Annotated in this window: 23 protein-coding genes and 1 tRNA gene; 17 read left to right on the forward strand and 7 right to left on the reverse strand. The window is 66.7% G+C overall.

Features of this window, described 5'->3' with window-relative positions:
- The first annotated feature begins 1 nt into the window (after position 1).
- Entirely contained in the window at positions 2 to 961 is a 960-nt protein-coding gene (locus tag ACM9HJ_RS11925; RefSeq protein ID WP_416571946.1) for an ABC transporter ATP-binding protein, read from the forward strand.
- Entirely contained in the window at positions 958 to 1,935 is a 978-nt protein-coding gene (locus tag ACM9HJ_RS11930; RefSeq protein ID WP_416571947.1) for an oligopeptide/dipeptide ABC transporter ATP-binding protein, read from the forward strand. The genes ACM9HJ_RS11925 and ACM9HJ_RS11930 overlap by 4 nt, the downstream gene beginning before the upstream one ends.
- Here ACM9HJ_RS11930 and gabT read toward each other — a convergent pair.
- A complete protein-coding gene (gabT, locus tag ACM9HJ_RS11935) occupies positions 1,932 to 3,194 on the reverse strand; it encodes a 4-aminobutyrate--2-oxoglutarate transaminase (RefSeq protein ID WP_416571948.1) in 1,263 nt (420 codons plus the stop codon). The two genes, ACM9HJ_RS11930 and gabT, sit on opposite strands and share 4 nt — an antisense overlap.
- Before the next feature lie 187 nt (positions 3,195 to 3,381).
- Here gabT and ACM9HJ_RS11940 point away from each other — a divergent pair, with 187 nt between their 5' ends.
- The 8 genes from ACM9HJ_RS11940 (at position 3,382) to ACM9HJ_RS11975 (ending at position 14,519) form a co-directional block, all read left to right on the forward strand.
- Positions 3,382 to 4,389 carry a LysR substrate-binding domain-containing protein gene (locus ACM9HJ_RS11940; RefSeq protein ID WP_416571949.1) on the forward strand — a complete coding sequence of 336 codons (1,008 nt, stop codon included), beginning with the start codon at positions 3,382 to 3,384 and terminating at the stop codon, positions 4,387 to 4,389.
- A gap of 103 nt (positions 4,390 to 4,492) precedes the next feature.
- Complete coding sequence (locus tag ACM9HJ_RS11945; protein ID WP_416571950.1) at positions 4,493 to 5,971, forward strand: NAD-dependent succinate-semialdehyde dehydrogenase; 1,479 nt, start codon at positions 4,493 to 4,495, stop codon at positions 5,969 to 5,971.
- Positions 5,971 to 6,594 (forward strand): FMN-binding negative transcriptional regulator, encoded by a 624-nt coding sequence (locus ACM9HJ_RS11950; RefSeq protein ID WP_416571951.1) that lies wholly within the window; start codon positions 5,971 to 5,973, stop codon positions 6,592 to 6,594. The genes ACM9HJ_RS11945 and ACM9HJ_RS11950 overlap by 1 nt, the downstream gene beginning before the upstream one ends.
- Positions 6,595 to 6,693: 99 nt before the next feature.
- The gene (locus tag ACM9HJ_RS11955) at positions 6,694 to 8,061 is read left to right on the forward strand and encodes a P1 family peptidase (RefSeq protein WP_416571952.1); all 1,368 of its coding nucleotides are present in this window, start codon (positions 6,694 to 6,696) and stop codon (positions 8,059 to 8,061) included.
- Between the two features lie 17 nt (positions 8,062 to 8,078).
- Positions 8,079 to 9,245 carry a serine hydrolase domain-containing protein gene (locus tag ACM9HJ_RS11960; RefSeq protein ID WP_416571953.1) on the forward strand — a complete coding sequence of 389 codons (1,167 nt, stop codon included), beginning with the start codon at positions 8,079 to 8,081 and terminating at the stop codon, positions 9,243 to 9,245.
- A complete protein-coding gene (locus ACM9HJ_RS11965; RefSeq protein WP_416571954.1) occupies positions 9,242 to 10,606 on the forward strand; it encodes a peptide MFS transporter in 1,365 nt (454 codons plus the stop codon). Before ACM9HJ_RS11960 ends, ACM9HJ_RS11965 begins: the two co-directional genes overlap by 4 nt.
- Before the next feature lie 11 nt (positions 10,607 to 10,617).
- Positions 10,618 to 12,006: an aminotransferase gene (locus ACM9HJ_RS11970; protein WP_416571955.1), complete on the forward strand. Its 1,389-nt coding sequence runs from the start codon at positions 10,618 to 10,620 to the stop codon at positions 12,004 to 12,006.
- A gap of 155 nt (positions 12,007 to 12,161) precedes the next feature.
- The gene (locus tag ACM9HJ_RS11975; protein ID WP_416571956.1) at positions 12,162 to 14,519 is read left to right on the forward strand and encodes a TonB-dependent receptor; all 2,358 of its coding nucleotides are present in this window, start codon (positions 12,162 to 12,164) and stop codon (positions 14,517 to 14,519) included.
- 43 nt (positions 14,520 to 14,562) lie between these two features.
- Here ACM9HJ_RS11975 and ACM9HJ_RS11980 read toward each other — a convergent pair whose 3' ends face one another.
- The 4 genes from ACM9HJ_RS11980 to ACM9HJ_RS11995 form a co-directional block, all read right to left on the reverse strand.
- Complete coding sequence (locus tag ACM9HJ_RS11980; protein ID WP_416571957.1) at positions 14,563 to 15,912, reverse strand: APC family permease; 1,350 nt, start codon at positions 15,910 to 15,912, stop codon at positions 14,563 to 14,565.
- Between the two features lie 180 nt (positions 15,913 to 16,092).
- Entirely contained in the window at positions 16,093 to 16,326 is a 234-nt protein-coding gene (locus ACM9HJ_RS11985; protein ID WP_416571958.1) for a hypothetical protein, read from the reverse strand.
- A gap of 149 nt (positions 16,327 to 16,475) precedes the next feature.
- Positions 16,476 to 16,552: transfer RNA gene (locus ACM9HJ_RS11990), tRNA-Pro, on the reverse strand.
- 210 nt (positions 16,553 to 16,762) lie between these two features.
- Positions 16,763 to 17,785 carry a polyprenyl synthetase family protein gene (locus ACM9HJ_RS11995; RefSeq protein WP_416571959.1) on the reverse strand — a complete coding sequence of 341 codons (1,023 nt, stop codon included), beginning with the start codon at positions 17,783 to 17,785 and terminating at the stop codon, positions 16,763 to 16,765.
- Positions 17,786 to 17,945: 160 nt separating this feature from the next.
- On the opposite strand from ACM9HJ_RS11995, the gene ACM9HJ_RS12000 reads away from it, so the two are divergent.
- Together ACM9HJ_RS12000 and ACM9HJ_RS12005 are read left to right on the forward strand one after the other, a co-directional pair.
- Positions 17,946 to 18,161, forward strand: coding sequence for a DUF2007 domain-containing protein (locus tag ACM9HJ_RS12000; RefSeq protein WP_416571960.1), 216 nt, complete (start codon positions 17,946 to 17,948; stop codon positions 18,159 to 18,161).
- Entirely contained in the window at positions 18,158 to 18,904 is a 747-nt protein-coding gene (locus ACM9HJ_RS12005) for a tRNA1(Val) (adenine(37)-N6)-methyltransferase (RefSeq protein WP_416571961.1), read from the forward strand. Before ACM9HJ_RS12000 ends, ACM9HJ_RS12005 begins: the two co-directional genes overlap by 4 nt.
- Positions 18,905 to 19,010: 106 nt before the next feature.
- On the opposite strand, the gene ACM9HJ_RS12010 is transcribed toward ACM9HJ_RS12005, so the two are convergent.
- Positions 19,011 to 19,751, reverse strand: a complete 741-nt coding sequence (locus ACM9HJ_RS12010; RefSeq protein WP_416571962.1) for a substrate-binding periplasmic protein — start codon at positions 19,749 to 19,751, stop codon at positions 19,011 to 19,013.
- Positions 19,752 to 19,912: 161 nt separating this feature from the next.
- Here ACM9HJ_RS12010 and ACM9HJ_RS12015 point away from each other — a divergent pair, with 161 nt between their 5' ends.
- From ACM9HJ_RS12015 to ACM9HJ_RS12035, 5 genes are all read left to right on the forward strand, one after another.
- The gene (locus tag ACM9HJ_RS12015; RefSeq protein WP_416571963.1) at positions 19,913 to 20,734 is read left to right on the forward strand and encodes a S49 family peptidase; all 822 of its coding nucleotides are present in this window, start codon (positions 19,913 to 19,915) and stop codon (positions 20,732 to 20,734) included.
- A gap of 52 nt (positions 20,735 to 20,786) precedes the next feature.
- Entirely contained in the window at positions 20,787 to 21,041 is a 255-nt protein-coding gene (locus tag ACM9HJ_RS12020; RefSeq protein ID WP_416571964.1) for a hypothetical protein, read from the forward strand.
- Between the two features lie 142 nt (positions 21,042 to 21,183).
- Positions 21,184 to 22,236 (forward strand): 4-hydroxybenzoate octaprenyltransferase, encoded by a 1,053-nt coding sequence (ubiA, locus tag ACM9HJ_RS12025; RefSeq protein ID WP_416571965.1) that lies wholly within the window; start codon positions 21,184 to 21,186, stop codon positions 22,234 to 22,236.
- Positions 22,211 to 22,876 (forward strand): class I SAM-dependent methyltransferase, encoded by a 666-nt coding sequence (locus ACM9HJ_RS12030; RefSeq protein WP_416571966.1) that lies wholly within the window; start codon positions 22,211 to 22,213, stop codon positions 22,874 to 22,876. Before ubiA ends, ACM9HJ_RS12030 begins: the two co-directional genes overlap by 26 nt.
- A 63-nt stretch (positions 22,877 to 22,939) precedes the next feature.
- Positions 22,940 to 24,451: a UbiD family decarboxylase gene (locus tag ACM9HJ_RS12035; RefSeq protein ID WP_416571967.1), complete on the forward strand. Its 1,512-nt coding sequence runs from the start codon at positions 22,940 to 22,942 to the stop codon at positions 24,449 to 24,451.
- A gap of 21 nt (positions 24,452 to 24,472) precedes the next feature.
- On the opposite strand, the gene ACM9HJ_RS12040 is transcribed toward ACM9HJ_RS12035, so the two are convergent.
- Positions 24,473 to 25,549, reverse strand: coding sequence for an HD domain-containing phosphohydrolase (locus ACM9HJ_RS12040; protein ID WP_416571968.1), 1,077 nt, complete (start codon positions 25,547 to 25,549; stop codon positions 24,473 to 24,475).
- Positions 25,550 to 25,721 lie beyond the last annotated feature (172 nt).

The raw sequence follows: 25,721 nt of genomic DNA on the forward strand, positions 1-25,721 counted from the left end.
GATGGCGGACAATGTCCTGGACATCAGCGGGCTGCACGTCTCATACGCCACCGATCGCGGCCCCTTGCGCGTGCTGCGCGGGGTCGATCTGTCGGTGGCCAGGGGGGAGATCACCGGCATCGTCGGGGAAAGCGGTTGCGGCAAATCCACCTTGATCGCCGGCATCCTGGGCCTGCTGTCGGGCAATGCGACCCTGGGCGGCGGGTCGATCCGCTTGGACGGGCGCGACCTGCTGGGGCTGGACGAGGCGGGAATGCGGGCGTTGCGCGGCGATGGCCTGGCACTGGTGTCGCAGAACCCGATGGCGGCGTTCAACCCGGTACTGACCATCGGGCGGCAGCTGACCGACATCCAGTACCGCCACGCGGTACCGGTGGCCGAGAAGCGGCGGCGCATCGTGGAGATGTTCGCCCGTGTCGGCATCGTCGATCCGGAGCGGCGGCTGGCCGCCTATCCGGGGCAGCTGTCGGGCGGCATGCTGCAGCGTATCGCCATCGCCGCCGCCCTGCTGACCCGCCCGCGCCTGCTGATCGCCGATGAGCCGACGACGGCGCTGGACGTGACGCTGGAGGCGCAGATCCTTTCCCTGCTGCGGGCGCAGACCGGGACCAGCATCCTGTTCATCTCCCACCATCTGGGGGCCGTCGCCACGCTGTGCGACCGGGTGGCGGTGATGTATGCCGGCACGGTGGTGGAAACGGGGCCGGTGGATCAGGTCTTCGCCGCCCCTCGCCATCCTTATACGCGCCGGCTGATTGCCGCCGATCCGGGGCATCTGGCCGTGGGTGGCGGGATGTTGCCCACCATTCCCGGCCGGGTGCCCGACCTGACCGACCCGCCGCTGGGTTGCGTGTTCGCGCCAAGATGCCTGGAGGCGGAGGAACGCTGCCGGTCCTTGGCCCCCGCCCTGCATGCCGTGGATGCCACCCGCCGGGCCGCCTGCCATAGGGTGTCGCCATGAGCAAGCTGCTGGAAATCACCGAACTGTGCGTGCGGGTGCCACGGCCGGGGGCGCTGTGGCAGCGGTTGCGTGGGCGCAACCCGCCACCACTGGAAATCCTGTGCGGGGTCACGCTTGATTTGGCGGCGGGGGAGACGCTGGCCCTGGTGGGGGAAAGCGGGTCGGGCAAGACCACGCTGGCCCGCGCCATCATGGGGTTGCAGCCGTTCAGTACCGGGTCGATCCGGTTCGAACAGGCGGTTTTGACCGGCAGGGGGCAACGGCGCTGGCACCGGCTGCGCCGTCGCGCCGCGATGATGTTCCAGGACCCCGTCGCCTCGCTTAGCCCGCGCCTGACTGTCGGAACCCTGGTGACGGAACCGCTTGTGATCCATGGCCGCCCCCTGCCGGACCGCGCGGCGGAGGCGGCGCGGCTGCTGTCCATGGTCGGCCTGTCGCCCGACATGGCGGGCCGGTACCCGCGCGAACTGTCTGGTGGGCAGGCGCGGCGGGTGACGGTGGCCCGCGCGGTGGCCATGGGGCCGAAGCTGGTGGTGGCGGATGAGCCGACGGCGGGGCTGGACGTGTCGGTGCAGGCGGAAATCCTGAACATGATGACCGGCCTGCAGCGCGACCTGGGCGTGGCCTATCTGCTGATCACCCACAATCTGGCCGTGGTCCGCCATGTCAGCCAGCGTATGGCCGTGCTGTATCTGGGCCATCTGGTGGAGGTGGGGCCGACCGATGCCGTGACCGCCCGGCCGCGCCATCCCTATACGCGGGCCCTGCTGGCATCGGAACCTGCCATTGATCCAGCACACCGGCCCATGGGGCCGATGCTGCAGGGGGAAGTGCCCAGCCTCTATGACCGGCCCAAGGGCTGCGCCTTCCACACGCGTTGTCCGGAGGCGACGGATGTCTGCCGCGTGGTGCAGCCGGCACCGCGCCCGGTCGGTGCCGGCCACATCGTCGCCTGTCACAATCTGGGGGACTAACCCAGCGCCCGTTCCAGCTTGTCCAGCCCCTCGGCCAGCACATCGTCCGACACGGTCAGCGGGACCAGGATGCGGATGGTGTTGGCATTGGTGCCGCAGGACAGCAGGATCAGCCCCTCGGCCAGTGCCTTCTGCGTCACCTTGGCCGTTGCCTCCCGGTCGGGTGCACCGTCGGCCGTGACCAGATCGAAGCCGATCATCGCACCCGGTCCACGGATGTCGGCGATGGGGCGGATGTCGTTGCGCAGTGACAGGGCCTCCAGCCGCTTGCGGATGCGGGCGCCAATGACATCCGCCCGCGCGCACAGCCCGTCTTCCTCGATCACGTCCAGCACGGCCAGGGCGGCCGCACAGGCCAAGGGGCTGCCGGCATAGGTGCCGCCCAGCCCACCCGGATCGACCCGGTCCATGATCGCCGCCTTGCCCAGGATGCCCGACAGGGGGAAGCCGCCGGCGATGGACTTGGCCATGGTCACCATGTCGGGCTCCACACCCGCATGCTCGATGGCGAACAGTTTGCCGGTGCGGGCGAAACCGGTCTGCACCTCGTCCGCCACCAGCAGGATGGCGTGCCGGTCGCAGATGTTGCGCAACGCCCGCAGCAGGTCGGCCGGGGCCGGATGGAACCCGCCCTCGCCCTGCACCGGCTCGATGACGATGGCGGCCACCCGTTCTGGCCCGATATCGGCGGCGAACAGGAAATCCAGGGCCTTCAGGCTGTCGGCCACCGTGACGCCATTGGCGGGGAAGGGGACGTGGAACACGTCGCCCGGCAGCGGGCCGAAATGCTTCTTGTAGGGCACAACCTTGCCGGTCATGGCCATGGTCATCAGGGTGCGGCCATGGAAGGCACCCGTGAAACTGATGATACCGGGCCGGCCGGTGGCGACGCGGGCGATCTTCACGGCGTTTTCCAACGCTTCCGCCCCCGTGGTGAAGAAGATGCTCTTGGCGGGACCGGTGAAGGGGGCGCGGGCGTTCAGCTTCTCCGCCAGTTCGATATAGCTTTCGTAAGCCGCGACCTGGAAGGCGGTGTGGGTGAAGCGCTCGGCTTGCGCCGCCACGGCCGCCATGACGCGCGGATGGCGGTGGCCGGTGTTCAGCACGGCGATGCCGCCGGCGAAATCCACGAAGCGGCGGCCTTCCACGTCCCACAGCTCGGCATTCTCCGCCCGGTCGGCATGGATGGGAAAGGCGGTGGCCACGCCGCGCGGCACGGCGGCGTCGCGGCGGCGCAGAAGGTCGGCATTGCTGGTCATGATGCTGGTCGATCCCGATGCAGGTGGAAATCCGGTTCCCGGTATCGCGCCTTCCCCGCCCGCCGCCGCAGTGCGTAATGCGTCGCCCCTGGTGCGGTGGGGGCACCAGCCGGTGAGGCGGCAGGCGATTGCGCGCCGTTGCATTTTCATTGCAAGGTGGTCCCCCGTTCCGCCGCCGGAAGCGATGATGAGCGACGACAAGACCGTCCCTGAACGTCCCGCCAACCCGTCCAGCCTGCCCGGAAAGAAGGCCCTGCCGCCCTTTGCGGCGCTGCGCGCGTTCGACGCCGTGGCACGGCTGGGCGGCGTGCGCCGGGCGGCGGAGATGCTGGACCTGGACCATGCCGTCGTCAGCCGCCACCTGCGCACGCTGGAGGCCTGGACCGGCACGGCCCTGATCGAACGCAGCCGGGCGGGGGCGGTGCTGACGGAGGAAGGGGCCCGCTATCACAAGGGCATCGCCCAGGCCATGGACGGTATCGCGGCGGCGACACTGGACCTGATGAAGCGCAGCGACAATCGCCGCCTGCTGATCTGGTGCATGCCGGGCTTCGCCTTTCACTGGCTGATGCAGCGCCTGAACCAGTTCGAGGCGGCGAACCCCGGCCTGGACATCGAATTGCGGCCCACCGACACCTGCCCCGACTTCGCCAAGCACGAAGCGGATGTGGATGTCCGTTTCTCCCCCATCTACGGCTCGCCGCTTTCCCTGTCGGCCGGCGTGCAGAGCGTGGAGGTGGCGCAGCCGCCGACCATCCCGCTGGCCAGCCCGGACTATCTGGCCGCCAACCCGCCCATCCGCACCTGCCACGATCTGCGGCACCACCAGTTGCTGCATGAGGAAAGCTTCGATGTCTGGGCCTGCTGGCTGTCGGGGCACGGGGTCATCGGGCATGGGGAACTGACAGGCCCGCGCCTGTGGCATGCACATCTGACGCTGGATGCCGCCCGACGGGGACGCGGCATCGCGCTGGGCAACCATCTGATCGCCGCCGATGATCTGGCGGCGGGGCGGCTGGTGGAGGTGGGCGCCGACCTGCCCGATTTCCACCTGATGCCGCTGGGCGCCTATATCTTCGTGGCGCGGGAGGACCGCTGGCGCGCCGCCCCTATCGCCCGCTTCCGCCAATGGCTGCTGGCCGCCGTGGCCAAGGAGATGCCCAAGGCATTGGTGGCGGGGGGACGCAAACCCTAACCCATGGTGACACTGGGTCACCGCCCACGGCGCGTTTGGCATCTCCCGTCGGGCCTTCCGGATTTGCGAGGCTGGGGACGCCCGAGAAATTGCCGGATGAACCATGATGGCCCGCTTCCAGGCCCCGCCGATCCGCCGGGGTGATCTTTTCCGCCAGTCCGCCCTGATCAATGATGCCTGGGTGGGCAGCACCAGTCTGCTGACCGTCACCAACCCGGCCACGGGTATCGCCATCGGCACCGTGCCGGACCTGGGCGCGGAGGCCGCCCAGGATGCGGTTGCGGCGGCGCATGCGGCCCTGCCGGGCTGGCGGGCGCTGGCGGCGAAGGATCGGGGGCTGGTGCTGCGCCGCTGGGCGGCCCTGGTGCAGGCGCATGAGGATGATCTGGCCCGCATCCTGACCTTCGAACAGGGCAAGCCCCTGGCGGAGGCGCTGGCGGAAGTGCGGTCCACCGCCGCCTTCCTGGACTGGTATGCGGAGGAGGCGCGGCGGGTCTATGGCGAGGTGCTGCCCGGTCATCGCGCCGACAAGCGCATGCTGGTCACCCGCGCACCGGTGGGCGTGGTGGCGGCCATCACGCCGTGGAACTTCCCGTCATCCATGATCGCACGCAAGGTCGGGCCGGCCCTGGCCGTGGGCTGCACCATGGTGCTGAAACCGTCGGAACTGACGCCCTATTCCGCACTGGCGCTGGGCGTGCTGGCACAAGAAGCTGGCGTGCCCAGGGGCGTGTTCAACATCGTCACCGGCCGGCCCCAGCCCATCGGCGACGTGATGGTGGAGGACAGCCGCGTCGCCAAACTGTCCTTCACCGGCTCCACCCGTGTCGGCAAGCATCTGGCTGGGCGCTGCATGGAGACGATGAAGCGCATCTCCATGGAACTGGGCGGCAATGCCCCGTTCATCGTGTTCGACGATGCCGATCTGGAGGGGGCGCTGGAGGCGGCGATGCTGGCCAAGTTCCGCAATGCCGGCCAGACCTGCATTTCCGCCAACCGCTTTCTGGTGCAGGACGGGGTTTACGACAAGTTCGCCCGGATGCTGGCCGACCGCGCGGCGGAACTGGTGCTGGGCGACGGGTTGCGGGAAGAGACGCGGATGGGCCCGCTGATCAATGGCGCCGCCATCCTGAAGGTGGCCCGCCATGCCGACGATGCCGTGCGGCTGGGGGCCCGCATCCTGACCGGCGGAGCCACGCCCGATGCGGAGGGGCGGTTCTATGAACCCACGGTGCTGGTCGATGTGCCGGCCGAGGCGGCGGTGATGAGCGAGGAGACGTTCGGTCCCCTGGCGGCCCTGCATCGCTTCACGAATGAGGCGGAGGCGCTGGCCATCGCCAACGACACAAGCGCCGGGCTGGCCGCCTATCTCTTCACCCGCGATCTGGCGCGGGCGCATCGGGTGGCCGATGGGCTGGAATACGGCATGGTCGGCGTCAATACGGCCGTCCTGACCAGCGAGGCGGCCCCCTTCGGCGGCATCAAGGAAAGCGGGCAGGGGCGCGAGGGCGGGTTCCACGGGCTGGACGATTATCTGGACATCAAGTCGGTCTGCATCGACGTGCCGGCGGCGGGGGTGTGATGTATACGCCGCATCCCTATGGCGCCGTCGATCCCGCGTCCATCGTTCACCGCTATCCGTTTGCCCAGTTCATCACGGGCGGGGGGGAGGCGCCGCTGCTGGCCACATCCACCCCGATCATGTTCGAACGGGACGGGGATGAGACGCGGATGATCGGCCATCTGTCGCGCGCCAACCCGCAGGCGGCGACCCTGGAGGATGGCATGCCGGTGCTGGCCATCTTCGCCGGCCCGCATGCCTTCGTCAGCTCCTCCTGGTACAGGGAAAAGCACGAGGTGCCGACCTGGAACTATGTCACCGCCCAGGTGCGTGGAACCTTGTCCCCTATCGATGATGAGAAGGGGCAACTGGCCATCCTGCGCCGCACCAACGCGTTGATGGAACGGGGCAATCCCGATCCCTGGACCCTGGAGAAGGCGCAACCGGGCCGTGTCGCCTTCCTGCTGCCCAAGATCCGGTCTTTCCGCATCCATGTGGAGGCGATCGAGGGTGCCACGAAGCTGAGTCAGCGCCACCCGCCCGGCGACCGGATGCGGGTGATGTGCGCCCTGACCGCCCATGGCGGGGGCATGGAGGCCGACGTGGCGCAATTGATGGCGGCCGATCTGGGCCTGGGTTGGTGACAATGGCGCACCATGCCCGACCCGATTGTCATCTTCACGGGCGGGATGCGACAAGCGCACCATGATGCGCAATGATCAATACGAACAGGCGAGACGGGTATGAAGGCGAAGAACGGTTGGAAAACCTCGGGGTTCGCGCTGGTGCTGGGCTTGCTGGCGGCGATGCCGGCGGGTGCGGGCCAGGAACAGCTGTTGCCCATGGTCAATGCCGGGGCGAAGCAGCTGACCTTCGACTGGCCCATGCTGCGCATCGGCACCGGCGAGTATCAGGAAGGTCCGACCGGCGTCACCGTCTTCACCTTCGGGCGCAAGGTGCATGCCGCCGTCGATGTGCGCGGCGGCGGGCCGGGCACGGTGAATACCGATTTCCTGCGCCTGGGCTATGCCGTGCCCGACCTGGATGCCGTGGTCTTCGCCGGCGGGTCCTGGTACGGGCTGGAGGCGACGACGGCTGTTGCCACCGCCATGATGGATGACGGCTATCGCGGCGGGGCCTGGGACAATATCGCCCTGTCGGTGGGTGCCATCATCTATGATCTGGGCGACCGCCGCCTGAACGAGATCTATCCCGACAAGAAGCTGGCGCAGGCGGCATATCGTGCGGCACGGCCGGGCATCTTTCCGCTGGGCGCGCAAGGGGCCGGCCGGCTGGCGCGCACCGGCGGCCTGTTCGGCTGCAATGCCGCGTCGGGCCAGGGTGGGGCGTTCAAGCAGGTGGGGGCGGTGAAGATCGCCGCCTTCACCGTGGTCAACGCCCTGGGCGTCGTCACCGACCGAGACGGCAATGTCGTCGCCTGCCACAAGGACAAGGATTGGCCCAAGGTGCTGAAGGCCGCCGATCTAGTGCAGGGCATGCCCGCCAGCCGCAAGCCCGACTGGAAGGGCCTGGCCACTGGCAAGGATGAACGCCGCAACACCACCGTGTCGCTGGTCGTCACCAACCAGAAGCTGGACCAGGCGGAACTGGAGCGGCTGGCCGTGCAGGTCCATACCTCCATGGCGCGCGGGCTGCAGCCGTTTGCCACGATCTTCGACGGCGACGTGCTGTACGCCGTCTCGACGGCGGAGATCGAGGAGGCCCAGGGCCTGCCCTCCTTCGACCTGTCCACCGTGGCGGGGGAGGTGATGTGGGATGCCATCCTGTCATCGGTGCCCGAGCAGCCCGTGGCACCAAAGCCGGCGCGCAAGCCGGTGCTGAAGCCCGAGGCCGTGGCGGCACTGGCCGGCGATTATGTGTTCTCCGGCCATGTGAAGGTCACGGTGACCGCAGAGGGCGACAGGCTCTACGCCCAGGCCACGGGTGAACGCCCGGCCTTCGCCATCAAGAAGGATGCGAAGGTGGAATTGCTGCCGGTATCGGCGACGGATTTCACCATCCCCGGCCGTTATCCGCTGACGGCGCGGTTCGCCGAACAGGGTGTGCTGGTGCTGAACCCCGGACATCTGGAGCAGGTGGGGCGGCGGTGACGGGCGGGAACACGGTCATGAACACGCCCTTCGATCCCCCCGACATGTCTACTGCCGAACGTGTGCGCCGGGCCTATTCCGGGGCGCTGGCCCCCGACCGGATGGCGCAGACCCTGCGCCAGGGTGACCGGCTGTTCGCCACGCGCCGGGTATCGGCGGGGCTGGTCGCGTCAGTGCTGCCACAGCGGTCGGTGGATTTCGACAAGCTGCGATTCACCAGCGGCGGGCGCATTGTCGATCTCTATGATTATCTTTCCGCCAACCGCGTGGCGGGGCTGATGATCATTCAGGATGGTGCGGTAGCGCTGGAGACCTACCAATTGGGCAACCATGTGGAGACGCGGTGGCTGTCCATGTCCATGGCCAAGTCGGTCAGCACCACCCTGGTGGGGGTGGCCGTGCAGGACGGGCTGATCGGGTCGCTGGACGAGAATGTCGCCGATTACGTTGTCCCACTACGCGGCAGCGCCTATGACGGCGTGCCCATCCGCGACGTGCTGCAGATGACGTCCGGCGTGGCCTTCCATGAGGATTACGGCGACCCGGCGTCCGACCGCCGCCGCATGCTGGAGGCCCAGATCGATCAGGTGCCCGGCGCCATCCTGGCGCATCTGGCGGAGATGCCCAAGGCGGGGCCGCCGGGCAGCATCTTCAACTATTCCACCGGCGAGACCCATGTGGTCGGTGCCCTGGTCCAGGCCGCCACCGGCCGGTTCCTGTCCGATTATCTGGCGGAGAAGATCTGGCGGCCCTGCGGCATGGAGCAGGACGCCGCCTGGTGGCTGGAAGCGCCGGGCGAACTGGAGGTGGCGGGGTCCGGCCTGCATGCGTGCCTGCGCGACTTCGCCCGCTTCGGCCTGTTCATGCTGGATGACGGTGTCGTCCAAGGGCGGCGCGTCCTGCCGGAAGGCTGGGTGGATGAGGCGACGAAGCCCCGGCAACTCGCCGGCCAGCGCCTGGATTACGGTTACATGTGGTGGCCGCAGCCGGGGAGCGATGGCGCCTTTACCGATCGTGCCTACCGGGCCGGCGGCATCTTCGGCCAGTATATCTATGTGAACCCGGCCCGCCGGCTGGTGGTGGCGGTCAATTCCGCCCGGTCCAAGCCCAAGGGCGCGGAAGCCATTCCCGATCTGGATTTCTTCAATGCCGTCGCGGCGGCCTTCGCCAAGGATGATCGATGAGCGACAGCACCGCACGCCTCTCTCCTCTGGTTCCCGCCGGCAGCTTTTTCGGCCATCCCAAGGGGCTGGCCTATATCGTGTTCACCGAGGCGTGGGAGCGGTTCTCCTTCTACGGCATGCAGGCCTTGCTGGTGCTCTACATGGCCGGATACCTGTTCCAGCCGGGGGCGGTGGATCAGGTGGCGGGGTTCCATCCGTTCCGCGCGGTGGTGGAGGGCATCTTCGGCCCGCTCTCCACCCAGGCATTGGCGACGCAGGTCTTCGGGCTTTATGGCGGCCTGACCTATCTGACGCCGATCTTCGGCGGGCTGATCGGTGACCGGTGGGTCGGCCGGCGCCGCGCGGTGGCGCTGGGGGCCGGGCTGATGGCATTCGGCCATTTCGTCATGGCGTTCGAGGCGGCGTTCCTGCTGGCCCTGCTCTGTCTGGTGCTGGGCTGCGGGCTGCTGAAGGGCAATCTGGCGGCCCAGGTCGGTGCCCTTTATGACCGCACTGACAGCAAGCGCGACGCCGCCTTCTCGCTTTATTACATGGCCATCAATCTGGGGGCCTGTCTGGCGCCGCTGGTCTGCGGCACGCTGGGGGAGATCTATGGCTGGCATTACGGGTTCGGGGCGGCCGGCATCGGCATGCTGATCGGGCTGGTGATCTATCTGGCCGGCAAACACCACCTGCCGCCGGACGAGATCGTCAGGGCCGACACACCGCGCGCCAGCCTGACCGCCAAGGACCGCCACGTCATCCTGGCCCTGCTGCTGGTGCTGCTGACCGCCACCCTGTTCTGGACGGTGCAGACCCAGGTCTGGACCACCTATGTGCTGTGGCTCCGTGACCGAGTGGACCGTGACCTGTTCGGGTTCGACCTGCCCATCACCTGGTTCCAGTCGGTGGACACGCTGGCCGTGCTGGCGCTAGCCCCGGTCAGCCTGGTCATCTGGCGCCGGCTGGCCAGGCGGCGGGCGGAGCCGGGCGATCTGGGCAAGCTGATCATCGGCTATGCCCTGTTCGCCGCCGCCTGCCTGTGGCTGGCCTTGTCGGAGCTGGCAAATGGCGGGGAGGGGCGCATCGCCGTCATCTGGCCCATCCTGTTCCATTTCATCTGCGCGTCGGGGTACCTGCATGTTGCCCCCATCGCGCTGGCCCTGTTCACCCGCAGTGGCCCGCCCTCGATCAACGCCATGATGGTCGGCGTCTATTACCTCTCCATCTTCGGCGGCTCCATCGCCAGCGGCTGGTTGGGCCGTTTCTATGAGGCGATGAGCCCGGCCGGCTTCTGGACCCTGCATGCCGCCATCGTCGGTGCCGGGTCGGTCACCATCCTGCTGCTGAAGCGGCCGTTGGGCCGCGTGCTTGCCCGATAAGGAAAAAGCCCATGAACATCCGCAACCACGACATCGCGGCGCTGCGCCGCCTGGACGTCGCGCACCATCTGCCGGCCCAGCAGGATTACAAGCTGATCCGCGACATGGGCGGCAGCCGCATCATCACCCGGGCCGAGGGGGCGACCATCATCGATGGCGATGGCAACCGCATCCTGGACGCCATGGCCGGCCTATGGTGCGTGCAGGTGGGCTATGGGCGCGAGGAACTGGCCAAGGCAGCCTACGACCAGATGCGCGAACTGCCCTATTACAACAGCTTCTTCAAGACCGCCCCGGTGCCCACGGTGGAACTGGCCGCCCGTCTGGCCGGCCTGCTGGGTCCCGCCCTGCCGCACATCTTCTTCAACAATTCCGGGTCGGAGGCGATCGACACCATCATCCGCCTGGTCCGCCATTACTGGAGCGTGAAAGGAGAGCCGGCGCGCCAGATCATCATCGCCCGCGACAATGCCTATCACGGCTCCACCATCGCCGGGGTCAGCCTGGGCGGCATGGGGCCGATGCGGGCCCAGGGCGGGCCGCTGCTGCCGGGCTTCAGCCATATCATGCAGCCCTACCCGTTCAATGAGGGGTTCGGGGAGGGTGAGGATGCCTTCTGCGCCCGCGCCGTCGCGGCACTGGAGGCCCGCATCCTGGAACTGGGGCCGGAGAACGTCGCCGCCTTCATCGGGGAACCGGTGCAGGGTGCCGGCGGCGTCATCATCCCGCCCGCCGGATACTGGCCACGTATCGAGGCCGTGTGCCGCAAATACGGCATCCTGCTGGTCTGCGACGAGGTGATCTGCGGTTTCGGCCGGTTGGGTAGCTGGTTCGGCTTCCAGCATTACGGCGTGACGCCGGATATCGTCTCCATGGCCAAGGGCCTGTCGTCGGGTTATGTCCCCATCTCCGCCGTGGGCGTGGCTGGGCATATCGTGGAGACGCTGCGCGAGGCCGGCGGCGCCTTCATCCATGGCTACACCTATTCCGGCCACCCGACGGCCGCCGCCGTGTCGCTGGCCAATATCGACATCATCGAGCGCGAAGGGCTGGTGGCCCGCACCCGTGACGAGACGGGGCCGTATCTGGCCGCGGCGCTGCAGCGTCTGGCCAACCATCCGCTGGTGGGGGAGGTGCGGTCCATCGGCCTGCTGGGGGCGGTGGAGATCGTGGCCGAGAAAGGCACCAACCGCCGCTTCGGCGGCAAGGAGGGCAAGGCCGGCCCCATCGTCCGCGACATCTGCATCGACAAGGGCGTCATGGTGCGCGCCGTGCGCGACACGCTGGTGATGAGCCCGCCCTTGACCGTCACCCTGGCGGAGATCGACCGCATCGTCGCGGTGATCGGCGAGGCGCTGGAAGCGGGGGCCGCGGCACTGGCGGCGATCGAGCCGGCATGAGGGGCCATGGTGACCTGAAGTCACCAACCCCGTCCTCATTGGCATCTGTTTGCGCACCGCAATATCGCGTCATCATCCGGGTGAAGAGATGTCCGTGGCCGGTTGGGCCGAACGCGACGTCCCGCCAATAACAAATTCTGAACAGGGGTATCCTCATGACTGTCATCGACAGGAACCTGTCGCGCGGCCGGCTGTTGCGGGCCACTTCCCTTGCAACCCTCATGGTTGCTGCCGCACCGCCCGCCGCCCTGGCGCAAACCGTGGCCACCGCGTCCGACGGGCAGCGGGTGATGCTGGAGGAGATCATCGTCACGGCCAATCGCCGGGCCGAGCGGCTGCTGGAGGTGCCGGCCTCCATCGCCGCCTACAGCCAGGAGAAGATGGACGATCAGGGCGTGCGCCAGATCGAGGACATCACCCGCCTGACGCCGGGCCTGAATTTCACCCGTCAGAATTATTTCAGCGGGTCGAACACCAACATCTCCATCCGTGGCATCCAGTCCAATGACGGGGCGGCCACCACCGGCATCTATATCGATGACGTGCCCATCCAGGTGCGCGCGCTGGGCTTCTCCTCGGCCAATGTCTATCCCAAGGTCTTCGATCTGGAGCGGGTGGAGGTGCTGCGCGGGCCGCAGGGCACTTTGTTCGGCGCGGGGGCGGAAGGTGGTGCCGTCCGCTTCATCACCGGCCAGCCCGACCTGGACGACCAGAAGCTCTATGGCCGGTCCGAGGTTGGTTTCACCAGGAATGGCGCCCCCAGCTATGAGGCGGGTGTGGCCGTCAGCACGCCGGTGCAGGAGGGCAAGCTGGCCTTCCGTGGCTCCGCCTGGTACCGCCGCGATGGTGGCTGGGTCGACCGCATGAACCCGGAAACCAATGCCCGGGCCGACAAGAATGCCAACAGCCAGGACAGCAAGGCCGCCAAGGTTGCCCTGACCTGGGCGCCGACGGAAACGCTGCGCATCACGCCGGCCCTTTACTATCAGGACATCGATATCGACGACACGACCGGCTATTGGGAAAGCCTGTCGAATCCCGGCGATGGCGTGTACCGCACCGGCTATGCCCTGGCCCAGCCGCAGCATGACCGTTACTACCTGCCGTCGCTGACCATCAATGCCGATTTCGGCGCCGTCTCCCTCACGGCGGTCACCGCTTATTTCGACCGTGATCAGGACGAGGTGCGCGACTACACCAATTTCGACAGCGAGATCGCCATTTCCGGCCCTTACGTCACCCTGCCGGGCCAGAAGGCACCGGGCTTCTTCGGCGAACGCCAGAAGAATTTCAGCCAGGAGGTGCGGTTGCAATCGAACGAGGGCGACGGGCCGCTGACCTGGGTCGTGGGGGGCTTCTACAGCCATGAGAAGCAGCAATCCACGCAGGTCAACCAGGACAGCTATATCGACCAGCTGATCCGCAATGCCACAGGCGGTGCCTTCAACGTCGCCTCCTGGTTCGGCGCACCGATGCTGCCGGGCGATTACCTCTATGACAGCACGACGCGGTCGAAGACGGAGCAGATCGCTGGTTTCGGCCAGATCGATTACGCCTTCACCGAGAAGCTGAAAGCCACCATCGGCCTGCGCGTGGCACATCTGAAGATCAATCATGCCCAGGATGCGGCGGGGCCGTTCGTGGGCGGCACGCTGCAAAGTGAGGGGTCGACATCGGAAACCCCGGTGACGCCGAAATTCGGCCTGACCTACCAGGTCGATCCCGACATCATGGTCTATGCCTCGGCCTCCAAGGGCTTCCGTGCCGGCGGGGCGCAGACGGCGGTACCGCCCAGCTTCTGCGGCACCGATCTGGCCAGCCTGGGCATGACCAGCTCCCCCACCTCATACGACAGCGACAGTGTCTGGTCGTACGAGGCGGGAACCAAGGGCACCCTGCTCGGTGGCCGCGCCACGGCGGAGGCCAGTGGCTATTACATTGAATGGAAGAATGTGCAGCGCTCGGTCTGGCTGCCGACCTGCGGGTCCAGCTTCATCAACAATTCCGGCTCGATCACTTCGCAAGGGTTCGATTTGTCCCTGCAGGGCCGGGTGACGGATGATCTGAGCCTGGGTGTGGTGCTGGGTTACAACGATGCCAGCTTCGACCAGACGGTGCTGGGCGGGGCGGGTGCCGTGCTGGCGGAGAAGGGGGAGGCCGCCTTTGACGGGCCGCGCTTCACGCTGACCGTGACCGGCCAGTATGATTTCATCGTGGCTGGTGACCGCGACGCCTATGCAAGGTTCGACTACACCTTCTCCAGCAAGGCGCCGCTGGACAATCCCAATGTCTATTCCTACGACCCGGTGCTGACCAACGCGCCGGTGGTCAATCAGGTGAATGTCCGGGTGGGGGTGAAGTTCGACGGGCTGGACCTGTCGGTTTTCGCCAACAACCTGACCAACAGCCACCCGGAACTGGGCCGCTTCCACCATTTCTACGGCTCGGCCCTGACCACCAACGCCACCTTGCGGCCGCGCACCCTGGGTGTGACGGGGACGTACCGGTATTGATGGGTATTGCTGACGGCCGGCACGGAAGTGCCGGCCGAAGGCTTCACTCCACCGGTACCTCGTCGGCACCATCCAGGTTGTCGACGCATTTGGGACGCATCACCAGATACAGCACGACGATGCCGACCAGCAGGCCGACAGCCAGGGCCGGTGCCCGCCAGTCGCCGGTGACCAGGCGGTTGCAGAACATCAGCGCGCAGATCAGCGCACCACCGACCGGCACGAAGGACGGCACCTCGAACGCCCCCTTCGCCTCCCCCTGCCGCCGCTTCAGCACCAAGAGCGCGATATTGACGATGGTGAACACGGCCAGCAGCAGCAGCACGGTGGCCGATGCCAGCTGCGCGATGTCGCCCGACAGCATCAGTGCCGTGACGATCAGCAGCAATGCCGCGATGGCCACATGCGGCGTGCGGCGGCGGGCATGCACCCGGCACAGCGGCTTGGGCAGCAGTTCCAGCTTGGCCATGCCATAGGCCAGGCGCGAGGCCATGATGTAATTCAGCAGGGCCGTGTTGGACACGGCGAACACCGTGATCACCACGAAGATGGCGCCGGGAATCCAGGGGGCGGCGCGGTGCACCACCTCCACCAGCGGGCCCGATGCCGTAGCCAGTTCCTGCCACGGCACGACGGAGACGGCGGTGACGGCCACGGCCAGATAGATGATGGTGGCGGACACCATGGCGATGATGATGGCCCAGGGCAAGGTGCGCTGCGGGTCCTTCACCTCTTCGGCCACGTTGAACGTGTCCTCGAACCCGATGAAGCTGAAGAAGGTCAGCACGGCGCCCTGCAGGATCATGGCGGCATCGATCCCGCCCGACGAAGGCGGCACCTCCAGCAGGTCGACCCCGCCCCAATAGGGGATGCCGACGGCGATGACGATCAGCAGGCCGCCGGCCTCCATCGCCGTGCAGGCCATGTTGACCCACATGCTTTCCTTGATGCCGCGATAGACGATGCCGGCGATCAGCAGCAGGAAACCCAAAGCCAGCGGCAGTACCGGCACCCCGTCGAACAAGGGCAGGCGGGTCATCGTCTCCGCCACCACCCGGCTTTGCGTGGCGACCGACGTCAGGCCGGATGCCATCACCGTCAGCCCCACCAGGTAGGTCAGCAGCGGCAGCCCATAGGCGCGCTGGGTGACATAGGCCGCACCGCCGGCGCGCGGATAACGGGAACCAAGCGAGGCGTAGGACAGGCCGGTCAGCAGGGCCGCCACCATTGAGACCAGGAAGGCCAGCCAGACGGCGTTGCCCATCTCCCCCGCCGCCTTGCCGATCAATCCATAGATGCCGGCGCCCAGCATGCTGCCCAGGCCGTAAAGCGCCAGTTGCGGAAGGTTGACGTTGCGCGCCAGTGTCGGTTCGCGCTGCGTCTGGTCCGTCATTCACTCTCTCCTGCTGCCCCGCCGCCGGAAATCGCGGCCCCCGCCGTTAATCTAGAGCAGTTTACGGTTGACCGTAAACTGCTCCGGCGGCGACTGCCGCCGCGCCCGCTCGTGCGGGCGTGTCGCCCAAGCCGCGGATGCGGCGCCGGCGCTTGAGGAGCTTGGAAAAGCTAGACTTGTCTAGCGTGACGGCTGGGCATTAACCAGTTCGGCGACGAACCTTTCCGCCTTCTTTTGCTTGGATATTTTGGCCTTGGCCTGTTGGGCCTCGGCCTGCTGGGCGGCATCGACCTGCGGGTCGGTGTCGCTGAAGGATGGCGAGTGGATCAGCACGGCCACCACGAGGGCCGATGCGATGATGGCGGCGATACAGGGCTGGCCGCAGATGCCTTCCTTCCTTTCCTGGGTGGACATGATGTCTCTCCCGATCGGGTGACGATAAGTGGGGGCCGTTATGGCACCCCTGTCATCGGCAACGCGTCGTGGGGCCCAATGTGCCGTGACAATGCCGGGGCCAAAAACAAAAAGACCGGTTTCGACAGCGTCGAAACCGGTCTTTTGAATGGTCGGAGTAAGAGGATTCGAACCTCCGGCCTCTGCCTCCCGAAAGCAGCGCTCTACCAGGCTGAGCTATACTCCGTCACATATTCCGCAACCGCGCGCCGCAGGGCGTCGTTTGCGTGGGCGGCTGTATAGCGTCATCGAACGGCCCATGCAAGCACTAGATCGCACTTTGCTGTCCCCGTCGCGCCGCATGGCAGCCGCGCGCCCGTCACCCCCGCCGGCGGACATGAAAAGGGCCGGGTGGTCTCCCATCCCGGCCCTTTCAACAGTGTCCTGGCGGTCGGGGTCAGTAGTCCCGGTCCACCACGAATTCCAGCACGTCCAGCAGGGCGCGCTTCACCGGGCTGGCCGGGAACAGGCCCAGCGCGTCGCGGGCCACCGACACATAGTGCCGGGCGCGTTCCACGCTGTCATGCAGCGCATTGTGGCGGTTCATCAGGGCGATGGCCTTGTCCAGGTCGCCCTCGCCCTGATCCAGATCCTCCATGGTCCGGCGCCAGAAGGTCCGTTCCTCATCATCGCCACGGCGGAAAGCCAGGACGATGGGCAGGGTGATCTTGCCCTCGCGGAAATCGTCGCCGATGGTCTTGCCCAGCCGCGCCTGGGCGGCCGAATAATCCAGCACGTCGTCGACCAGCTGGAAGGCGATGCCCAGGTTCAGGCCGTAGGAGCGCAGCGCCTCCTCCTCCGCCGCCGAACGGCCGGCCACGACGGCGCCGATGCGGCAGGCGGCGGCGAACAGTTCCGCCGTCTTCGCCTTGATCACTTCCAGATAGGCTTCCTCGCTCGTCTCCGTATCGTTGGAGGTCATGAGCTGGAGAACCTCGCCCTCGGCGATGACGGCGGATGCGTTGGACAGGATGCGCAGCACGTCCAGCGATCCCGCCTCCACCATCACCTGGAAGGCGCGGGAGAACAGGAAGTCGCCGACCAGCACGGAGGATTTGTTGCCATAGACGGCATTGGCGCTGGCCTGGCCGCGACGCAGGTCGCTTTCATCCACCACATCGTCATGCAGCAGGGTGGCGGTGTGGATGAATTCCACACAGGCCGCCAGCGGCTTGTGGGTCTCCCCCTGGTACCCGCACATCTTGGCGGCGGCCAGGGTCAGGACGGGGCGCAGACGCTTGCCGCCGCTGGCGATCAGGTAACCGGCCAGCTGCGGGATCAGCGCCACGGGCGACTGCATCCGGTCGACAATGATCTCGTTCACGTCGGCCAGATCCTGGGCCACCAGGGCCACAAGATTGTCGAGCGCGTTGGTTTCCGGCTTCCGGCGCTTGGGATCGAGGGTGGTCACGGTGGCCACGGGTCAAGGCTCCATCGCGAGAAGACGGCAAAAGACGACAAGCCCGGTTGACGGGCCTGGGGATCGCGGGGGAGCATAGCGGGGAAGGCTGCCGGGTCAAGGCCCAGCCGTGCCCGTGCGGGGCATGTCCGCCTTGAAACTCCATGAGGATAGGTCACGGATGCAGCCGCTGATCCGCAGCAACGACCCGGTTGAACTGAGTTTTGCGCAATCGGTCCTGGCCGATGCCGGCATCCATTGCGTGGTTCTGGACCAGCATACCTCGGTACTGGAGGGCAGCATCGGGGCGATTCCCCGCCGGCTCTGCGTCGTGGATGAAGATTTGGTGACGGCGCGCGCGCTGCTGCGTGAGGTCGGATTGACGGTGATGGCGTGACCGGTTGCGTGGATATCGATCGCACACCCCTGCTGGGGGGGCGCGTCACTTTGTTCCAGCCGCAGAAGGGCTATCGCGCCGCCATCGACCCGGTGCTGCTGGCGGCATCGGTGCCGGCTGTAGCGGGCGATGCGGTGCTGGAACTGGGCTGCGGCACGGGGGCGGCACTGCTGTGTCTGGCGGCACGGGTGCCGGGTCTGGCCGTCACAGGGCTGGAAATCCAGCCATTGGCTGCCGACCTCGCCCGGCGGGGAGCGGTGGAAAGTGGGCTGGTGGATCGGGTGGCGGTGCTGGAGGGCGATGTGGCCGCCCCGCCGGCCGACCTGCGGCTGAACGGTTTCGATCATGTCCTGTCCAACCCGCCCTTCTGGCCCGCCGGCCGGCACACGCCATCGCCCAGCGGACACAAGGCCGGCAGCCATGGCGAGGGGGCGGGGGACCTGGAGGGATTCGTGCGCGCATCCCTGCGCCTGCTGAAAAGCCGAGGGCGCTTGACCCTGATCTATCCGGCCGAACGGCTGGACCATCTGCTGTCGCTGCTGACGGGGCGGTTCGGGGATATCAGGGTGTTGCCGCTATGGCCGCGTGCGGGCGTGCCGGCCAAGCGGGTGATTGTCACAGCCAGGCGCGATGCGAAGGGGCCCTTGGTGCTGCTGCCGGGGCTGGTCCTGCATGGGGACGGGCAGGGATATACGCCGCCGGTGGAGGCGATTCTGCGTGATGGGGCAGCGTTGGAACTGTAGAGGTGCCGTAGGTCAGGTCGAGCGAAGCGAGCCCTGACAGCATCGCTATAAAGCCTTTTCAGTCAGGGCTCGCTTCGCTCGACCTGACCTACGAATGCTGTGCACGCTAATAATAGAGTGCGTATTTGGCCAGGATGCGGTCGGCGGTGCCGTCGTCGCGCAGGCTTTGCAGGGCGCTGCGCAGGGTGGCGGCCAGGGTCGGGTCGCAGTCGCGTGAACAGCCCAGCTGGATCTGGTCGACGCTGACCGGGTCACCGATGATCAGCGCCTCATGCCGCCCCTCCCGCTGCCAGCGCCAGCGGATTTGCTGGGTACCGCTGTACCAGCCATCGACCCGGCCGGTCGCCAGCATTTCCGCCTCCCGCGTGCCCAAAGGCGTGGTGACGATCAGTTCGGCCGGATAGCCCATATCGCGCAATTGCTGGTCCTGGGCGCTGCCGGCGCCGACCACCAGGGTGCGGCGTTCGGCCATGGCCTGTTCCAGGCTGTCGATGCGGTATTTCAGGCTGGCGATGGAGCGTTCGATACGGCAGATCGGGCCGATCCAGGTGAATTTTTCGGCGCGGGACGGCAGCAGGGTCAGGGGTGCGATCAGCATGTCCTTGCCGCTGGTCACCATTTCCTGCGCCCGTCGCCAGGGGAGGAAGCTGACCTTGGGCGTCAGACCCGCACGCTCCGTCGCGGCCATTACCAGGGCCAGTACCGCCCCCGGTTCGTCGGTATTGTCCATGGCCATGGGCGGGGTGTGGACGGCCATCAGATCGATGGTCGGTTGCTCCGCATGCGCGCAGAACGCCCCCACATGCACCGACAGCAGGCTGCAGAGCGCAGCCAGTGCATATATCAATGGTCGGGTTGTGGATCGGACATTCGGCATAGCAAGTAAGTTGCGCCCGACCGGTGGCCGGGTCAAATGCTGAAGCGATTCTTTCGTATGGGGTGGGGCTACCGCAGCGGGACCATCGCCCCCATCTGTCCTTCATGCCCCCACGGAGGATGTTGACGCCCATGATCCGCCGCCTCAGGAAATTCGCCGGCCTGCCCGTTTCCCCGCTGGTATCCGTGCTGCGCCTGTCGGGAACCATCGGCGGGGGACGCAAGGGATTGTCGCTGGAGACGCTGGCCGACGATATCGACCGGGCCTTCGCCCCCGACGGTCAGGTGGCCGTGGCCCTGTCGATCAATTCCCCTGGCGGATCGCCGGTGCAATCGGCGCTGATCGCCCGGCGCATCCGGGCGCTGGCGGTGGAGAAATCATTGCCCGTCCTGGCTTTTGTCGAGGATGTGGCGGCCAGTGGCGGTTACTGGCTGGCGGCGGCGGCCGACGAGATCACGGCGGATGAATGTTCCATCATTGGGTCGATCGGCGTGGTATCTGCCGGGTTCGGCTTCACCGGCCTGATCGACAAGCTGGGCGTGGACCGCCGTGTCCACACGGCCGGCACGTCGAAGGGCATGCTGGACCCGTTCCAGGCGGAAAAGCCCGATGAGGTGGCGCATCTGAAGGGGTTGCAGGCTGACATGCATGCCGCCTTCAAGCAGTGGGTGCGCGACCGGCGCGGTTCCCGCCTGACGGCGCCGGAAACGGAACTGTTCGAAGGGGCGTTCTGGACCGGGCGCCGGTCGCTGGAACTGGGGCTGGTGGACCGGCTGGGCGATCTGCGCGGCACGCTGCGCGAACGGTTCGGGGACAAGGTACAGATCCGTCTGGTCAATCCGCCGCGCCGGCCGGGGCTGGGTCGGCTGATCGGGTTGGATGCGCGGGCACTGGCGGATGGGGTGGCGGATACCATGGCCGAACGGGCGGCCTTCGCGCGGTTCGGCCTGTGATTTCGCTTGCCGATCCTGTCGGCTTAACCCACTTTCGGGACCCATGATCTCCTTGTCGAAAATCATCACCCTGGTCGGCATCCTGGCCATTGTCTGGTTCGCCTTCCGCCTGCTGGGCAAGGTCCAGCGCCAGCGGGAAGAGGCGTTGCGCCGCCATGGCGGGCGCCGGGCCAATCCCAAGGGCACCACCAACGGCCGCAAGGCCGAACCGGCCGTCGATGCCCAGGACATGGCGAAATGCCCCGTCTGCGGCGTCTATACGACGTCCGATGGCGGTCGCTGTGGCACCCCGGGCTGCCCCGGTTGAACCCCGATTGAACATTGTTCGTGTGCGCGCCGTCACGGACGGCGGTTTCGCCATCCGGTAACTTCGTTGTGGGTAGGTAAGACGTGGCGGAGACAATCCGCCCCTATGCGCCCGCACGGGGAAACGATAAGATGCGCGCATCATGACGCACGCCACCGAAACGAACGCCGGCCATACCGACATACGGGCCGGCGATTGGATCGACCGCTACCTGCCGGTGGCGTGGCGGCCCTATGCGCGTCTGGCCCGGCTGGACCGGCCGATCGGCACCTGGCTGCTGCTGCTGCCCTGCTGGTGGTCCATCGCCTTGGCCGCACCGGCCGGCGGCTGGCCCGATATCTGGCTGATGGCCCTGTTCGGCATCGGTGCCGTGGTCATGCGCGGGGCCGGCTGCACCATCAATGACATCCTGGACCGCCACCTGGACGCCAAGGTGGAGCGCACCAAGGTTCGTCCCATCCCCAGCGGCCAGGTCAGTGTGACCAAGGCCATCGCCTTCCTGGTGGCGCAGCTGCTGGTGGGCCTGGTCATCCTGTTGCAGCTGAACGGATTCGCCATCGCGCTGGGGGCGGCATCGCTGCTGCTGGTCGGCACTTATCCGCTGATGAAGCGCATCACCTGGTGGCCGCAGGCCTTCCTGGGCCTGACCTTCAACTGGGGGGCGCTGCTGGGCTGGGCTGCGGTGCGCGGCGATCTGGGCTGGCAGCCGATCCTGCTCTATGCCGGCGGTATCCTGTGGACGCTGGGCTATGACACGATCTATGCCCATCAGGACCGCGACGATGATGCCCATGTCGGCATCAAGTCCACGGCGCTGCTGTTCGGCAATGATTCGCGGCGCTGGGTCGGCGGCTTCTATGCCGGGGCCTTCGTGCTGTGGCTGCTGGCGCTGGAGCCCACGGGGATGTTCTGGGGCATCGCCGTGCCGCTGCTGGTCACCGGCGCCCTGATGGTCATGCAGGTGCGCGGTTGGGATATGAACGATCCGGCCGACAGTCTGGCGCAGTTCAAGGCGGCGCGTTTCGTGGGCATGGCCCTGCTGGTCGCCATCATCATCGGCATCGCCAGCCTGCCACCCGCCCCGCATGGCGGCGGCGGTTACGCCCCCGGCGGCGGCCGTGGCCTGCCCAAGCCCTATATACAGCAGCCGATGCTGCAACTTGCCGATCTTGCCCTCACCCCCGGCCAGCGCTGATCCCACCATCTTCATCCAGGCCCATACCGCGCCGGCACCCGTGCCGCTGCGCCCCGATATCATGCTGTGGCAGGCGACGGAGATCACGCCCATCTGGCGGGCCACGGCCGACTGGCTGGAGGCCAATGGTGTACCGCCACCCTTCTGGGCTTTTCCCTGGGCCGGCGGGCAAGCGGTGGCCAAGTTGATCCTGGATGATCCGTCCTGGGTGGCGGGCAAGCGCGTGGTGGATTTCGCCGCCGGTTCCGGCCTGATCGCCATCGCCGCCATGAAGGCGGGGGCGGTGCGGGTCACGGCGCTGGATATCGATCCCTTCGCCAAGGCGGCCACAGACCTGAATGCCGCGATGAACGAGGTCATTGTTGAGGCCGTCACGGCGGACATGATCGGTCGGCCGCTGCCCGATACCGACATCCTGCTGGCGGGGGACGTCTGTTACGAACGGCCTTTCGCCGAGGCGGCGCTGGTCTGGTTCCGCGATCTGGCTCGGGCCGGGGTGACCGTGCTGGTGGGCGATCCGGGCCGGGCCTATCTGCCGTCGCAGGGGCTGGAGAAGGTGGCCACATATCAGGTGCCGACCTCCACGGAGCTGGAGGACCGCGACATCCGGACCACCGATGTCTGGCGGGTGCCCGCTTGACCCGGCGGGCCCCGACGCCGATGTTACGCCCGACCCGATACCGGAACCCCCGAAGGCGCCATCATGCCCTATGCCTCGCTGCGTGACTTCATCGCCCGCCTGGAACAGGAGGGGCGGCTGGTGCGCGTGACGGAGCCGGTCTCCACCGAGCTGGAGATGACGGAGATCCATACCCGCCTGCTGGCGGAAAAGGGGCCGGCCGTGCTGTTCGAGAATGTGATCAAGGCGGATGGCACGAAAAGCGCCATGCCGGTGCTGATCAACCTGTTCGGCACGGTGGAGCGCGTGGCCTGGGGCATGGACCGGGAACCGCACCAGTTGCGCGAGGTGGGGGAGACGCTGGCCTTCCTGAAGCAGCCGGAGCCGCCGCGGGGGCTGCGCGAGGCGTTCGCCATGCTGCCGCTGGCCAAACAGGTCATGGCCATGCGGCCGGGGTCGGTGTCCAGGGCGCCGTGCCAGGAAGTGGTGCTGACCGGTGAGGATATCGACCTGTCGATCCTGCCCATCCAATCCTGCTGGCCGGGGGAGCCGGCGCCGCTGATCACCTGGCCGCTGGTGGTCACAAAGGGGCCGGGGGAGGCCCGAGAGGATAATTTCAACCTGGGCATCTACCGCATGCAGGTGCTGGGCAAGAACAAGACCATCATGCGCTGGCTGAAGCATCGCGGTGGGGCGTTGCATCATCAGCGCTGGAAACAGGCGGGCAAGCGCGAGCCGCTGCCGGCCGCCGTGGTGCTGGGGGCCGATCCGGGCACCATCCTGGCCGCCGTGACGCCAGTGCCGGAGACCCTGTCGGAATACCAGTTCGCCGGCCTGCTGCGCGGGAAGAAGGTCGATCTGGTCGATTGCAGGACCGTGCCGCTGAAGGTGCCGGCGACGGCGGAGATCGTGCTGGAAGGCTATGTCAGCCTGGACGAATATGCCGATGAGGGGCCGTATGGCGACCATACCGGCTATTACAACTCGGTCGAGCCGTTTCCGGTGTTCACCGTCACGGCCATCACCATGCGCCGGGACCCGATCTATCTTTCCACCTTCACCGGCCGTCCGCCGGACGAGCCCAGCGTGCTGGGCGAAGGGTTGAACGAGGTGTTCATTCCGCTGTTGCAGCAGCAATTCCCGGAGATCGTGGATTTCTGGCTGCCGCCGGAGGGCTGTTCCTACCGCATCGCCGTGGTGTCGATGAAGAAGGCCTATCCCGGCCATGCCAAGCGCGTGATGATGGGTGTGTGGTCCTTCCTGCGCCAGTTCATGTACACGAAATGGGTCATCGTCGTGGATGACGACATCAATGCGCGCGACTGGAAGGATGTGATGTGGGCCGTCAGCACCCGCATGGACCCGGTCCGTGACATCACCATGATCGAGGGCACGCCCATCGATTACCTGGATTTCGCCAGCCCGGAGAGTGGCCTGGGCGGCAAGGTCGGCATGGACGCTACCAACAAGCTGCCCCCAGAGACGCACCGCGAATGGGGCGAGAAGCTCTATATGGACCAGGGCGTGGTCGACAAGGTCAGCGACATGTGGGGCCGTCTGGGCCTGCCGGGGTCGGGCAAGCCGATCTGGAAGTGAGCGGTAAGGCTGCCGATCCCCTCAATCCGCCATCTCCACCCGGATGTTGATCATCTCCTGCTTGTTGTCCAGGAACAGCCTGGCCAGGCGGGGGTCGAGGTGGGTGCCCGCCACGTCGCCGATATAGGCCAGGGCCTTTTCCATCGGCCACGGATCCTTGTAGGGCCGGTGCGACAGCAGCGCGTCGAACACGTCGCAGACGGCGACCAGCCGTCCCGACAGCGGGATGTCATCGCCCGCCAGGGCATTGGGATAGCCGCTGCCATCCCATTTCTCATGATGGGTCAGCGCCACTTCCGACGCCAGGTCCAGCAGCGGCAGGCCGCTGTCGGCCAGGATTTGCGAACCCAGCGTGCAATGGGTCTTCATGATGGCCCATTCGTCGGGGTCCAGCTTGCCGGGCTTCAGCAGCACACGGTCGGGGATGCCGATCTTGCCGATATCATGCAGCGGCGCGGCGGCGGCCAGCCGTTCGGCGAAATCCCGTCCCTCGCCCGCCAACTCGGCCAGCCGTGACGACAGGCGGCCGATGCGGGCGACATGGCGGCCCGTATCCTCGTCCCGGAATTCCCCGGCATTGCACAGGCGATGAATGATCTCCGCCCGGGTGCGCTCCAGTTCCGCCGTACGCTCGCGCACCAACTGTTCCAGGCGCTTGGACTGCGCCCGCTGGCTGCGATGCAGCATGTGCAGGCGCAGCAGGTTGCGGGCCCGGATCAGCAATTCCCAGTCGGTGAAGGGTTTCAGCACATAATCGATGGCACCCATCTCCAGCGCGCGGCGACGGTTGGCGGCGATATCATGGGCGGTGATGATCAGGATGGGCGGAACCTCGTCCCCCAGCAGGTCGGTCAATTCCGCCATGAAACCCGGCCCGTCCAGGCCCGGCATGCAATAATCCAGCAGGATCAGGTCCGGCGGCGCCAGGCGGCACAGGTTCAAACCTTCTCGCGGATCAGTCGTCGCCGATACATGCGCCAGCCCTGCGCGACGCAACGTGCAGACGAGGTAGTCGACACTGATCTGCATGTCATCAATAACAAGAACACGTGCCGATGACAGGCTGCTATCCACAATCTGGGCGCCTAAATATCCCATTCTTCCATCTCCAACATGGGGAGAAGATCAGGAATGAGCCAGTTCATACAGCTTATTGCTGGTATAAGTTTCTTCAAGGCAACTTACAGAATGTTTGTTGCAGTGAAGCATGAACATGGCATCAGTGACCGCCAACTTTATCCCGCATTGGAGTGCCGTTCAAACGGGTTGT

The sequence above is a fragment of the Niveispirillum sp. KHB5.9 genome, from assembly GCF_048066115.1.
Taxonomy (GTDB): domain Bacteria; phylum Pseudomonadota; class Alphaproteobacteria; order Azospirillales; family Azospirillaceae; genus Niveispirillum.

What these genes read in the sequence shown, in the direction of transcription:
- ACM9HJ_RS11925 (WP_416571946.1), top strand. Translation starts at nt 2, where the DNA reads ATGGCGGACAATGTCCTGGACATCAGCGGGCTGCACGTCTCATACGCC.
- ACM9HJ_RS11930 (WP_416571947.1), top strand. Translation starts at nt 958, where the DNA reads ATGAGCAAGCTGCTGGAAATCACCGAACTGTGCGTGCGGGTGCCACGG.
- gabT (WP_416571948.1), bottom strand. Translation starts at nt 3,194, where the DNA reads ATGACCAGCAATGCCGACCTTCTGCGCCGCCGCGACGCCGCCGTGCCG.
- ACM9HJ_RS11940 (WP_416571949.1), top strand. Translation starts at nt 3,382, where the DNA reads ATGAGCGACGACAAGACCGTCCCTGAACGTCCCGCCAACCCGTCCAGC.
- ACM9HJ_RS11945 (WP_416571950.1), top strand. Translation starts at nt 4,493, where the DNA reads ATGATGGCCCGCTTCCAGGCCCCGCCGATCCGCCGGGGTGATCTTTTC.
- ACM9HJ_RS11950 (WP_416571951.1), top strand. Translation starts at nt 5,971, where the DNA reads ATGTATACGCCGCATCCCTATGGCGCCGTCGATCCCGCGTCCATCGTT.
- ACM9HJ_RS11955 (WP_416571952.1), top strand. Translation starts at nt 6,694, where the DNA reads ATGAAGGCGAAGAACGGTTGGAAAACCTCGGGGTTCGCGCTGGTGCTG.
- ACM9HJ_RS11960 (WP_416571953.1), top strand. Translation starts at nt 8,079, where the DNA reads ATGAACACGCCCTTCGATCCCCCCGACATGTCTACTGCCGAACGTGTG.
- ACM9HJ_RS11965 (WP_416571954.1), top strand. Translation starts at nt 9,242, where the DNA reads ATGAGCGACAGCACCGCACGCCTCTCTCCTCTGGTTCCCGCCGGCAGC.
- ACM9HJ_RS11970 (WP_416571955.1), top strand. Translation starts at nt 10,618, where the DNA reads ATGAACATCCGCAACCACGACATCGCGGCGCTGCGCCGCCTGGACGTC.
- ACM9HJ_RS11975 (WP_416571956.1), top strand. Translation starts at nt 12,162, where the DNA reads ATGACTGTCATCGACAGGAACCTGTCGCGCGGCCGGCTGTTGCGGGCC.
- ACM9HJ_RS11980 (WP_416571957.1), bottom strand. Translation starts at nt 15,912, where the DNA reads ATGACGGACCAGACGCAGCGCGAACCGACACTGGCGCGCAACGTCAAC.
- ACM9HJ_RS11985 (WP_416571958.1), bottom strand. Translation starts at nt 16,326, where the DNA reads ATGTCCACCCAGGAAAGGAAGGAAGGCATCTGCGGCCAGCCCTGTATC.
- ACM9HJ_RS12000 (WP_416571960.1), top strand. Translation starts at nt 17,946, where the DNA reads ATGCAGCCGCTGATCCGCAGCAACGACCCGGTTGAACTGAGTTTTGCG.
- ACM9HJ_RS12015 (WP_416571963.1), top strand. Translation starts at nt 19,913, where the DNA reads ATGATCCGCCGCCTCAGGAAATTCGCCGGCCTGCCCGTTTCCCCGCTG.
- ubiA (WP_416571965.1), top strand. Translation starts at nt 21,184, where the DNA reads ATGACGCACGCCACCGAAACGAACGCCGGCCATACCGACATACGGGCC.
- ACM9HJ_RS12035 (WP_416571967.1), top strand. Translation starts at nt 22,940, where the DNA reads ATGCCCTATGCCTCGCTGCGTGACTTCATCGCCCGCCTGGAACAGGAG.
- ACM9HJ_RS12040 (WP_416571968.1), bottom strand. Translation starts at nt 25,549, where the DNA reads ATGGGATATTTAGGCGCCCAGATTGTGGATAGCAGCCTGTCATCGGCA.